The organism is Campylobacter iguaniorum, from assembly GCF_000736415.1.
Taxonomy (GTDB): Bacteria; Campylobacterota; Campylobacteria; order Campylobacterales; family Campylobacteraceae; genus Campylobacter; species Campylobacter iguaniorum.
Map to the genome: position 1 here is coordinate 1013107 of NZ_CP009043.1, position 12411 is coordinate 1025517.

Genomic DNA, 12411 nt, shown 5'->3' on the forward strand with positions numbered 1-12411 from the left:
AAACATTGGAGTAGATTTTGAAAAAAAAGAGCTTTTTTCAAGCGTTTGGATTTTCTACTGCTGTAGCAATAGGCCTATTTGCCACAGTAAATTTAAACGCCCAAACAGATACACAAACTAGCAAACTTGAAGCGTTAGCAAAACTCACAAAAACAATAGCAATCGTCGAAAAATACTATGTCGATGATATAAATTTCACCACCATAGTCGATAAAACCATAGCTGGACTTATGACAAATTTAGACGCACATTCTAGCTTTTTAGATGAAAAAGCGTTTAAAGATATGCAAGTCCAAACAAGCGGCGAGTTTGGTGGACTTGGAATAACAGTAGGCATGAAAGATGGTGCTCTGACTGTCATATCTCCTATCGATGACACGCCAGCTTATAAAGCTGGAGTAAAAGCCGGAGATGTCATATTAAGAATAGATGGCAACTCAACTATCGGCATCACGATAGATGAAGCAGTAAATAAAATGCGTGGAAAACCAAAAACTCCAGTCAGCATAACAATTGTCAGAAAAGGCGAAAAAAAGCCATTTGATCTAAACATCATAAGAGATCTTATCACAGTAGAATCAGTCCAAGCAAAGCTGATAAAAGATGAAAATATGCTCTATCTTAGAGTTACTACATTCGATCAGCACGTAACAGACAAAGCTAGAGAGTTTATCAAGAAAAATCCAAATGTAAAAGGCATCATACTAGATCTTAGAAACAACCCTGGCGGACTTCTAAATCAAGCAGTTGGCTTAACAAATTTATTTGTAGATAAAGGTGCCATCGTAACCCAAAAGGGTCGCACAAAAGGCGAAGATGAAGCCTATAATGCAGATCCAAAAGTCATGGTAACAAAAGCTTCATTAGCAGTGCTGATAAATGGCGGAAGTGCGAGTGCGAGCGAGATCGTGAGCGGAGCCTTGCAAGATCTTAAAAGAGCTGTTGTAGTCGGAGAAAATACATTTGGCAAAGGAAGCGTTCAAATGGTTATGCCAGTAGACAATACTGAGGCTCTAAGACTTACTGTAGCAAGGTATTATCTCCCAAGCGGACGCACTATCCAAGCAGTCGGAGTAAAACCAGATATTTTGGTATATCCTGGAAAAGTTCCTAGTGAAGATGATAATGGATTTAGTCTAAAAGAAAGCGATTTAAAACAACATTTAGAGAGCGAACTTGATAAAATAGAGCCAAAAAATGGCAAAAAAGAGACTAAAGACGATAAAAATATAATTTCACAACAACAAATTTATGATGATATTCAGTTAAAAACTGCAATTGATAGTATAAAAATTCTAAACATTAGATAAGGAGAAGATTATGACAAAATCAGAGATGATTTATGAGGGAAAAGGTAAAAAAATGTGGTCAGTCGCTGAAGATAGCGACTTGCTGATAGCTGAATTTAAAGATGATTTAACAGCATTTAACGCAGAAAAAAGAGGCAGTGAGAGTGGCAAAGGCGCACTAAATAACAAAATCTCAACTGCAATATTCAAACTTCTAAAAGAAAAAGGTATCCAAACTGCACTTGTCGAAACTCTAAGCGACACAGAACAACTAGTCAAAAAATGCAAAATCATACCATTAGAAGTGGTCGTGAGAAACATCGCTACAGGAAGCCTTAGCAAAAGACTTGGTATCAAAGAAGGAACAGTTTTACCATTTACTTTAGTTGAGTTTTACTACAAAGATGATGCGCTTGGCGATCCACTTGTAAATGATGAGCACTGCTTGATGATGGATCTTGTAAAAAGCGAAAACGACCTTGATAGACTAAAACATCTTGGACGCGAAATCAACTCTATATTATTTAGCTTTTTTGCAAACAAAGGCCTAAAACTAGTTGATTTCAAAATCGAATTTGGCGTGGATAAAGATGGAAATATACTTCTTGCTGACGAGATTAGCCCAGATAGCTGCCGTTTTTGGGATGCTAAAACAAATGAAAAAATGGACAAAGATAGATTCAGACAAGATCTTGGCAATGTAAAAATGGCTTATGAAGAGGTTCTTCGCCGCATTCTATCTGAGTAAATTTACTTAATAAATTTGCCCTTTTTCGGGCAAATTTAACTCTTGATTTTTAAATTTAAAACAACAATAAAGGCTAGAAATGAAAGTTACAGTAAATGTTTTTTTAAAAAATGGCGTTTTGGATCCTGCTGGTAAAGCTACAGAACACGCTTTAAAATCTCTTGGTTTTAGCGGAGTAAATGGAGTAAGAATCGGCAAACAAATCATCTTAAATTTATCAGATAATTCAAGCGATGAAGATATCAAAACAATGTGCGAAGAACTACTTGCTAATACAGTTATAGAAGATTATGAAATCATAAAAGGCTAAAAATGAAAGTAGCTATCGTAAATTTCCCTGGAACAAACTGCGAAAGAGATACAAAATACGCTTTTGATAAACTAGGCTGCCAAACTGAAGTTATCTGGCACAAAGATACCACTATAAACGCTGATCTTATAGTCTTGCCTGGCGGTTTTAGCTATGGAGATTATCTAAGAACTGCAGCTATTGCTAAATTTAGTCCAGCTATGAACGCTGTCAAAGCCCACGCTGATAAAGGTGGCTTGGTACTAGGTATCTGCAACGGTTTTCAAATGCTTTTAGAAACCGGTCTGTTAGAAGGTGCTATGAGAAGAAATGAAAATATGAGCTTCATAAGCAAATTTCATCATCTAAAAGTCATCTCAAACAACAATAAATTCTTATCAAAACTAAATAATAACGATATAGTCGATATCCCTATCGCTCATGGCGAGGGCAACTACTACACTGACGCTGATACGCTCAAAAAGCTATATGACAATGACCAAGTTATCTTAAAATACTGCGATGAGCTTGGAAATCTATCAAATGCAAACGGCTCAGTCGATTGTATCGCTGGAATTTGCAACAAAAACAAAAACGTTTTTGGACTTATGCCACACCCTGAACGCGCCATAGAGCCACTACTTGGAAGCGTTGATGGATTAAAAATGCTAGAAGGTTTGATTTGCTAAAACTTCTCTTATTCATATTTTTTATTAGCTCTCTAATCGCTCAGCAAGAAGTAAGTGTATTTGGCAACCAAAGCACTCCTGAGCCTAAAAGACAGATAACAGCTGGAGAAATTGGGAAAATAGCCCCAACTGATGAGCCAGACTATTTAAGAGATAATAAAGAGATTTATCAACAAGTCGAGCTAAACGAACTAAAATTACAAACATCAAAAACTCCAAGATCTGTCTATGTCTACCAAACTTTTAGCATAAATCTCAAAGCAGACACCGAACAAAATCTAAATTTTGACCTAAATTTGACTGCGAATTTAGACGGCATAACATGGCTAAATCCAAAGCCAAACTGGAATGAGATAAAAAAAGGCATTTATGAAACCACATTGTGGTTTGAAGCAAATAACACAAATGCGAGCATAGATAAACTAACTCTTACTCTAAATAGAAATGGAGCTTTTTTTCAAGATGCCAGCATAAAACCAAAGCTTCCTTTGATAAAAAATCTCAAATTTGATCCAAATTTTAGTTTTGTTGTAGCAGACGCTCTTGATGTAAAAAAGATCAAAAGCTCTAAATTTGATGATTTAAGCAACTTAATAACCATAGAATTAGAAACAAAAAACGGAAATCTTAACTCATTTGCGATACCAAAAGAGTTTAAAAAACAAGGTATTGAGTCTATAAAAGGCGATTATTTAAGCCAAAATGGTAATTATTTTATCATCGCTGACACTGATGTAAAAGAGATAGAGTTTAGCTATTTTAATCTCAAAAGTTCTAAATTTGAGAGCTTCAAGCTCCCAGTCAAAGTAGAAATAGACGACCTAAGCACTCAGGTAAATTTAAACCCAAAAGAGAGCGAGTTTGAGCTATATAAAGATATAAGCATATATGCTTTGATAGCAATTTTCTTGCTATTTTTTATATTTAAAAGAAGCTATTATTCGCTAGTTTTAGCCATAGCTTTTGGCGGATATACTTTTTATGATAGTAAGCCATTTAGCGATGGAATGCTTGAGATAAACTCAGAAGTCAGGATTCTTCCGACACCAAATTCGACTATATTTTATGTATCCAAAGCATCACAAAAAGTCAAAATAATGTCAAAAAATGACACTTATACAAAGATTATTTTATCAGATAAAAAAATCGGTTGGGTAAAAAATGAAAATATTAAATAAATTAATAGCAGTTCTTATTGCCATAGAGCTAATCTTAAGCATAGCTATAGTCGTTTTACTCATGGCTATTTTCAACAAACAAAATAGAGCCATAAGAAGAGCTTGGGCGAAGCTTCAAAAAGTGGTTATGGGATATAAAATAGAGGTCTTTGGCAAGCCTAATAGAGAGGCAAATTTACTCATCATAAATCACCAAAGTATGCTTGATATAGTGGTTCTTGAGGATATACACCCTGCAAATTTAGCTTGGATCGCCAAAAAAGAGATAGGCTCTATCCCTATTCTTGGCAAAATCCTTTCACTACCAAAAATGATCCCACTAGATAGAAGCAACCCAAGAGCCATCACAAAACTCATAAAAGATGTCAAAGATAGAGTAGAAAATGACAGAGTTGTAGCTATGTTTCCAGAAGGTACCAGAGGCAGAGGCGATAAGCTTTTGAAGTTTCAAAGTGGCGCTAAAATCATGGTTTCAAAGCTAAACTTAAAAGTCCAACCAGTTCTCATAATCGGCTCAAAAGACATATTAGACACTAAAAACTTCTCAGCTAATATTGGCAAAACTCTAAAGATTTTCTATCTCGATATGATTGATACCACTGACGAAAACTGGCTTGAAAACACTAGAGCTAAAATGCAAGAGTTACTAGATCAAAATTTATGAGCCTTATAAGTATTATTTGCATAGGAAGTGGCGGATTTATCGGGGCTGTTTTGAGAGCCTTATCTAACGCCCTTGTAGCAAAAATATTTCCAAATTTAGCATTTCCGCTTGGCACACTTTTTGTAAATGTGCTTGGTGGGTTTTTGATAGGTTTTATCCTAAGTCTTGCTTCATCCCTGCCACTAAATCCAAATTTAAAATCATTTTTAGTCACTGGAATACTTGGTGGGCTTACTACATTTTCCACTTTTACATACGAAAATATGCTACTTTTAAACTCTGGAAATTTTTTGAATGCGTTTTTGAATATCTTTTTAAATGTAGTTTTATGTATCATATTTTGCTATATCGGAGCAAATTTAGCCAAATTTATATTTTGATAAACTTGATAGTATTATTATCAAGTTTTCTAAATTTATATTGACAATATTAGCACTCTATGATATAATTTGCCAAAAATTTTAGGAGAACTAATATGGTAAAACACGAATTTCAAACCGAAGTAAATGACTTACTAAATTTAATGATTCACTCTTTATACTCAAATAAAGAGATATTTTTGCGTGAGCTTATCTCAAACGCAAGCGACGCATTAGACAAGCTAAACTACCTTTGTTTAACTGATGAAAAATACAAAAGTATAAACTACACACCAAAAATCTCGCTATCAATCAACAAAGATGCAAAAACCCTAACCATCAGCGATACCGGTATTGGCATGGATGAAAACGACCTTATAAATAATCTTGGAACAATCGCAAGAAGTGGAACAAAGGGCTTTTTAAGCTCAATGAGTGGCGATGCGAAAAAAGATAGTTCGCTAATTGGACAATTTGGCGTTGGATTTTACTCTGCATTTATGGTAGCAAATAAAATAGACGTCATCAGCCGCAAAGCTCTAAGCGACAAAGCCTATAAATGGAGCAGTGACGCAAAAAGCTATGATATAGAAGAGGCAAGTAAAGATGGTTTTGGTACCGATATCGTGCTTCATCTAAGTGACGATGAGTTTAATGATGATTTTCGTATCGAAAGTATAGTCAAAAAATACTCAAACCACATTCCATACCCTATTTTTATGTATAAAAATGAATGGATAGAGCCAAAAGAAGGCGAAAAAGAGGGTCATAACGAAATCAAAAACTCTCAAATTAATAAAGCCTCAGCCCTTTGGAGACTTCCAAAATCAAGTCTAAAAGATAGCGACTACAACGAGTTTTACAAACAAATCAGCCACGATAGTAGCGATCCGCTTTTCCACATACACACAAAAGCAGAGGGCAAGATAGAATACACAACACTATTTTATGTCCCAAGCGTCGAGCCATTTGACCTATTTCGCGTGGATTATCAAAGCGGCGTGAAATTATATGTCAAAAGAGTATTTATCACTGATGATGCAAAAGAGCTATTGCCACCATATCTTAGATTTGTTCGTGGCGTGATGGACGTAGAGGATCTGCCGCTAAATGTGAGCCGTGAGATACTTCAAGAAAACCGCATTCTAGCAACAGTAAAAGACCAAAGTGTCAAAAAAATCCTAACCGAACTTGAAAAAATGCTAAATAATGATAGAGAAAAATATATGAAGTTCTACTCACTATTTGGCAAAGTTTTAAAAGAGGGACTTTATGGATTTAGCGCAAATAAAGACGAACTTTTGAATTTGTGTTTATTTAAATCTAGCTTAAAAGATGGCTTCATAAGCCTAAAAGAATACAAAGCAAATATGCAAAAAGACCAAAAGTCAATCTACTATATAAGCGGCAAAAACGAAGCTATGCTAAGAAACTCACCACTCCTAGAAAGTTTCAAAAAACAAGGCATAGAAGTCCTAATCTGCGATGAAGAGATCGATACTATCGTAATGCCTATGGTTTATGAATTTGACAAAACCCCTATCAAAGCCATAAACAACTCAGATATAAATGACGAGATAAAAAATGATGAAAAGATCGATGAAACAGCCCACGCTGGACTAATTGTTAAGATAAAAGAAGCTCTAAAAGACGAGGTCAAAGATGTCAAACTCTCAAACAGACTAAGCGACTCAGCAGCTTGCCTTATCTATGACAAAAATGATCCAGACTACGCTATGCAAATGATGTTTAAACAAATGGGTCAGGAAGCCCCAAGCGTGAAGCCGATACTTGAAATAAACCCAAATCATCAGATATTCACAAAACTTGAAGCAAATGAGCTAATGGTAAATGACATATCAAATTTACTACTAAATATGGCAAAAATCAGCGAAGGCATTCCAGTAGAAAACCCAACTGAGTTTGCTAAAAAGCTTACAAATATAATGATAAAAGCATTATAAAAAAGGGAGTTTAACTCCCTAAATTTATGGTTTTACGGTTGGTAGATTTTTGACTTTATTCATTCCACCACCTAAATTTATGACATTTTCAACGCCAGCATCACTCAGCAAAGCTGAAGCTGCTTTGCTTCTTGCGCCACTTCTACAAATTATTCCAACTTTTTTATTTGTATCAATTTTGCTTTTTACCTCATTTACAAAATCACTATTTATACTTCCATCAGCGTTTCTATAAGTTACCAAAATTGCTCCATTTATCACGCCAGTTTCAGCCCATTCAGCTGGAGTTCTTACATCTACTATTTGGATATTTGGATCGTTTAAAATCTCACTATTCACCTCAATTGTCTCAAATTTAGCAAACATTTGCACGCACAAAACCGCCAAAACAAGTAAAATCTTTTTCATATTTTCCCTTTGAATTAAAATAGTGGGAAGATTAGCATATAAAAGTTAATAATGATATTTAAGTGATATTTGGTAAAATTTAAAGTAAATTTAAGAGCAAATAACCCAAATTTATATCAAATTTGGGTTACGTAGTTTTTAGTCTTTTTTCATTGTTCCAGTTTTTTTGAAGCGACTATGCCAGCTAAGAGCTTCATCTAAAAGATGAGGCGTATGCCCCGCTTTTGGCTGCTCACACGCTCTATCAAAATAATCTTGAAGCATATCTCTAAAATCAGGATGAGCGATAGCTATCATTTTTTTAGCACGCTCTTTTGGGCTAAGACCACGCAAATCAGCGAACCCATACTCAGTCACGATGACCATACTATCGTGTTCTGTGTGATCCAAATGGCTCACAAAAGGCACAATAGCAGAAATCGCCCCACCTTTAGCCATAGACGGAGTTAGAAATAGCGAAAGATAGCCATTTCTAGCAAAATCTCCACTTCCACCAATGCCATTCATCATATTTGTTCCCATGACATTTGTTGAATTCACGTTTCCATAAATATCAGCTTCAAGCATTCCGTTCATCGCTATGACGCCTAAACGGCGAATCGCTTCTGGGCTATTTGATATCTCTTGAGGGCGTAAAACTATATGTTCTTTATAAAAATCAACATTTTTTCTAAACTCCTCAACAGCGCTTGGGCTAAGTGAAAGAGCTGAAGCCGAAGCAAAATCCACAGTTCCGTGTTTGATAAGCTCTAGCATACCATCTTGGATGACCTCAGAGTAGCACTCAAGACCTTTATATCCAGCTTTTGTAAGTCCAGCAAGTACAGCATTTGCGACGTTTCCTATACCGCTTTGAAGTGGTAGAAGCTTGCCTTTTGGAAGTCGTCCAGCCTCAACTTCATTCTCCAAAAATTTAACGACATTGTCACCAATCGCGATAGAAATCTCATCAAGTGGTGTAAATTTATTTAGCCTATCTTCTGTTGAGCTTAAAACCACTCCGACGACTTTATTAAAATCAACTTTCATATAAGGACTTCCCACGCGGTCTCTTGGCGTTTTTATAGGGATTGGCTCACGGTGCGGAGGAAGTGGCTGATGATAGACATCATGGAAGCCATCAAGCTCTTTTGGTTGGTGGATATTTAGCTCAAGTATGATTTTATCAGCGTAATTCAGCCATGATTGATTGTTGCCCACTGAAGTGGTCGGGATAAGCTCCCCATTTTCAGTAATGCCAGAAATTTCAATAACTGCAAAATCCATGTTACCAAAATACCCAGCTTCTACTTGCCAAGCCAAGCTTGAGAGGTGAACATCGACGTATCTTGTAGCTCCAGAGTTTATAGCTGCTCTCATATTTGGATCAGTGTTAAAAGGAGTTCTAAACGCCACAGCCTCAGCTTTTGCCAAAGCTCCGTCTAAATCCACATCGGTGCTAGCTCCAGAAAATACATTTATTTGATATTCTTTTCCTTGCTCGTGCATATTCTGGGCTTTGTTGGCTATTGCTAAAGGCACGTAAAGTGGGCTTCCAGCACCAACAAATCCGCTAAAACCCACAGTAGATCCATGACTTATAAGCGCAGCAGCCTCATCAGCCTTGATAAGTTTAGTCAAAAATCTAGCATCTTTTATGCGACTAGTATCACTAATGGTATTGTCTATCATTTTTATCCTTTAAACTTTAGTGATTTGATTATAAACAAACTTTTTGTAATTTTTCTTATGTAAATATTGCTAATATAATATTTTAAGCATAAATTTATATAAATTTCCTTACCATTCCAGCCTCTTCCAAAAAACAGCTTGGCTTGTAATCGACTTTTCTGATTTTATCATACTTAGCATAGCTTAGATACAGCTCATCTTTAGCCCTTGTCACTGCGACATAAAACAGTCTTCTTTCTTCTTCAAGACTCCCGCCCATTCCCATAAGTTTTAAATTTGGAAAGCGATTTTGTGCGAGATCTACTACAAAAACTTGACCAAACTCAAGCCCTTTACTCGCATGAACTGTGAGCAAATTTACGCCCTCGCCTTCGCTCATTTCAGTTCTGCCAAGGGTTAGAAAGTTATAAAAATTATCACACTCTTTGTGCTTTTTACTCATCTCAAAAAGCACTCTAGCTTTAGCATAAATCCGCTCTTTTGCCTCTTTTTTTTGCTCTTCATCGACATTTCCATTTTTCAAAGTCGCTCTTTTGGTCGCCAAAAAATCAACTATAATGCCATAAATCTTTGAGCTAATCACAGCGTTTAAGACCTCTTGTGAGCTATTATTGCCATAAATTTGAGCCAAAAGATTATGAATTTCATATAAAAAAGTAGCTCCAAATTCATTCAAATTTGAGTAGTTTAGAACTGGATTAGCCATAAATTCATCGCTAAATCCAAGATTTTTGAATCTCGCAGAGTCCCTAAACTCATCAAAATCATCAAAAAGTCCAAGCTGATAGTTTTTCTTTTTTCGCTCATAAACTTGCACTCCGTGGTCTGGTTTCAAAAGCCCACACACGATATTTTTATCTCCAAGACTCAAAAGTGTATCAAAAATCTCCTTAGCAGCCGCATTTCCCATGCCTCTAGCATACTCAAAAATATGAATAAACGCCATTATATCTTTTGGATTGACATAAATCCCGATTAGATCGATCAGTGCCTTTATCTCACGCGCCTCAAAAAAGCTCACCCCGCCCTTTCTTTTGCAAGCTATTCCATGCTCGCGAAACGCCATTTCAAGCCCATCTGCACTTGAGTTGTTGCGAAAAATCACAGCTATATCATCCTTTTTATATGGCGAAATTTCAATAGCTTCGGCTATGTTTTCATACTGATTAAAAAGCTCTTCGTAAATCAGCAAATTTGGGGCTTTGAAGCTCCCTTCTCTGCTTACTGTAAGCTGTTTTGGATAGAGTCTTGGATTGTTTGAGATTACCTTGTTTGCAAGGGCTAAGATTTTAGCACTACTTCTATAATTGGTGTTTAGAGTGTAAATTTGAGCGCCTTCATATCTCAAGCCAAAACCACCAATTATATCGATATTTGCGCCATTAAACGCATAAATACTTTGGTCAAAATCCCCCACACAAAATAGACTTTTTGTATTAAAAGCGTCAATGAGTGAGCCTTGAAGCGAGTTCGTGTCTTGATACTCATCAACTAGAATTTCATCGAAATACACAGGCGCGCCTTTTTTTAGCTCATTTCTCATTTTGATAAGCAAATCATTAAAATCAGCGTAATTAAACCTTGCCTTTTGCTCTTCAAATTCACGCAAAATATCTTCGTAAATTTCAGCGTAAACTGCTTGATCTTCATAATTTACGCTAAACCAATCAGCGAAATTCTCACCCTTCACGCATGAGTTGCAAAAAAGCGAATAAACATCATAAAGATAAGCCCCACTATAAGCTTTCACCTCAGCTATACGGTGAAATTGACGCCTTTCGACAAGGCTTTTGAGCAAAGTTTTTAGCTCACTTGGTTGCTTTAAAATGACGCCTTTTTCAAGCTTTTTTAAAAGCGAATTGCTAACTGAATGAAATGTGCCAGCTGTGATTTTGGAGATGATTTTGGAGCTAAAATGACGGGATAAGCGCTCAACCATCTCAGCGCCAGCTTTATTAGTAAATGTTAAAAGTAGGATTTTTTCAGGTTTTATGCCAAGATTTAAAAGATGAGCTATGCGAGCGACTATCGTACTAGTCTTGCCAGTGCCCGCACTTGCGATAACTAGATTTTTACCAGCTGGAGCTGTGGCGGCTGCATATTGCTCTTGATTTAGTTTTGAAAGTGGCATAAATTTATCCTTTTAAAAAGGCAAAATTATAGCTTTTTTTGGATAAATTTATGATAAGTTAGTCCTCGTAAAGCTTAGCTATTTCTGGTGGAATTGCTACTGGACGTTGATTTTGTATATCAAAATAAACATAAGTCGTTATGGCTTTTGCGACGATTTTTCCAGCCTTTACAAACTCAAAATATCTTTTGCTACTCGCCTTTTTTTCTTGTTCTACCCAAGTTTTTATCTCCACTTCATCGCCCAAAAATAGCTGACCCAAATAATCTATCTCATTTCTTCTGACGACCCATGTAAAGCCGTTTGTAAACTGAGACTCAAACGTATCGCCGACTTGCTCTGAGTGAGCCTCTGCGGCATCTTGCATAAATTTAAGATAAAACGCGTTATTTACGTGTCCGTTTAGATCGATGGCTTCATTGGTGATACTAAATTTATATATAAATTCTTTCAAATTTGACCTTTGTATTGGAAATTTATCACTTAGACTTATTTAGCATAGTCATAACTAATGCCAACATTTTTGACCTTTCTATGTCCGCAAATAAACTCGCTCTTGCTATCTAAAACTTCATCTTTAAAATACGTTTTTATATTTACGATTTTTGTATAACCAAGACTTTTTGCTCTTTTTTGGGCCACTTTTAGGCAAGCTATTAGTGCGTATTGACATGATTTTTCTAGGCTTGATTTTTCATTATCTTTGGATATCGTTTTGACTTCGCCAGTTAGCACGTCATAGCTTTGCATTTCATCGCTACTAAAGCTTCTACTGGTTGTTTTTTTGAATTTATCACCACTAAATGTCTCTCCAGCATATCCACTGCCAAACTTAAATGTGATATCTTTGTCAAAGCCATTTTTGGCAAATTTACTATTTAACGCATCTTGCAAACTAAATTTACTCACTTGATCGGCTCCAAGTACGCTATTTGCTAACATGCAAATAAAAAATATTTTTGCAATAAAACCCATTTTTTTCAAGACAAATCCTTTTATTGATATTTAAATTTAGAGTATT

General features: G+C 35.9%; 13 protein-coding genes. 8 read left to right on the forward strand and 5 right to left on the reverse strand.

Features of this window, described 5'->3' with window-relative positions:
• The first annotated feature begins 17 nt into the window (after positions 1–17).
• From CIG1485E_RS05025 to htpG, 8 genes are all read left to right on the forward strand, one after another.
• Positions 18–1310 carry a S41 family peptidase gene (locus CIG1485E_RS05025; protein WP_038454372.1) on the forward strand — a complete coding sequence of 431 codons (1293 nt, stop codon included), beginning with the start codon at positions 18–20 and terminating at the stop codon, positions 1308–1310.
• 10 nt (positions 1311–1320) lie between these two features.
• Positions 1321–2037: a phosphoribosylaminoimidazolesuccinocarboxamide synthase gene (gene purC, locus CIG1485E_RS05030; protein ID WP_038454374.1), complete on the forward strand. Its 717-nt coding sequence runs from the start codon at positions 1321–1323 to the stop codon at positions 2035–2037.
• 79 nt (positions 2038–2116) lie between these two features.
• Positions 2117–2347, forward strand: a complete 231-nt coding sequence (purS, locus tag CIG1485E_RS05035) for a phosphoribosylformylglycinamidine synthase subunit PurS (protein WP_038454376.1) — start codon at positions 2117–2119, stop codon at positions 2345–2347.
• A gap of 2 nt (positions 2348–2349) precedes the next feature.
• Positions 2350–3015, forward strand: coding sequence for a phosphoribosylformylglycinamidine synthase subunit PurQ (purQ, locus tag CIG1485E_RS05040; RefSeq protein WP_038454378.1), 666 nt, complete (start codon positions 2350–2352; stop codon positions 3013–3015).
• Positions 3009–4193: an SH3 domain-containing protein gene (locus tag CIG1485E_RS05045; RefSeq protein ID WP_051870931.1), complete on the forward strand. Its 1185-nt coding sequence runs from the start codon at positions 3009–3011 to the stop codon at positions 4191–4193. The genes purQ and CIG1485E_RS05045 overlap by 7 nt, the downstream gene beginning before the upstream one ends.
• Positions 4177–4857: a lysophospholipid acyltransferase family protein gene (locus CIG1485E_RS05050; protein WP_038454380.1), complete on the forward strand. Its 681-nt coding sequence runs from the start codon at positions 4177–4179 to the stop codon at positions 4855–4857. The genes CIG1485E_RS05045 and CIG1485E_RS05050 overlap by 17 nt, the downstream gene beginning before the upstream one ends.
• Complete coding sequence (gene crcB / locus CIG1485E_RS09350) at positions 4854–5237, forward strand: fluoride efflux transporter CrcB (RefSeq protein ID WP_081867139.1); 384 nt, start codon at positions 4854–4856, stop codon at positions 5235–5237. The genes CIG1485E_RS05050 and crcB overlap by 4 nt, the downstream gene beginning before the upstream one ends.
• 95 nt (positions 5238–5332) lie before the next feature.
• The gene (gene htpG / locus CIG1485E_RS05060; protein ID WP_038454384.1) at positions 5333–7180 is read left to right on the forward strand and encodes a molecular chaperone HtpG; all 1848 of its coding nucleotides are present in this window, start codon (positions 5333–5335) and stop codon (positions 7178–7180) included.
• A 24-nt stretch (positions 7181–7204) separates the two neighbouring features.
• On the opposite strand, the gene CIG1485E_RS05065 is transcribed toward htpG, so the two are convergent.
• The 5 genes from CIG1485E_RS05065 to CIG1485E_RS05085 form a co-directional block, all read right to left on the reverse strand.
• Positions 7205–7588 carry a rhodanese-like domain-containing protein gene (locus CIG1485E_RS05065; protein ID WP_038454386.1) on the reverse strand — a complete coding sequence of 128 codons (384 nt, stop codon included), beginning with the start codon at positions 7586–7588 and terminating at the stop codon, positions 7205–7207.
• 138 nt (positions 7589–7726) lie between these two features.
• On the reverse strand, positions 7727–9259 hold the full coding sequence (locus CIG1485E_RS05070) for a succinate CoA transferase (protein WP_038454389.1): 1533 nt from the start codon (positions 9257–9259) through the stop codon (positions 7727–7729).
• A gap of 94 nt (positions 9260–9353) precedes the next feature.
• Positions 9354–11390, reverse strand: a complete 2037-nt coding sequence (locus CIG1485E_RS05075) for an ATP-dependent helicase (RefSeq protein ID WP_038454390.1) — start codon at positions 11388–11390, stop codon at positions 9354–9356.
• A gap of 58 nt (positions 11391–11448) precedes the next feature.
• The gene (locus CIG1485E_RS05080) at positions 11449–11844 is read right to left on the reverse strand and encodes an acyl-CoA thioesterase (RefSeq protein WP_038454392.1); all 396 of its coding nucleotides are present in this window, start codon (positions 11842–11844) and stop codon (positions 11449–11451) included.
• 35 nt (positions 11845–11879) lie between these two features.
• Entirely contained in the window at positions 11880–12374 is a 495-nt protein-coding gene (locus CIG1485E_RS05085; protein WP_038454394.1) for a hypothetical protein, read from the reverse strand.
• Positions 12375–12411: the final 37 nt, after the last annotated feature.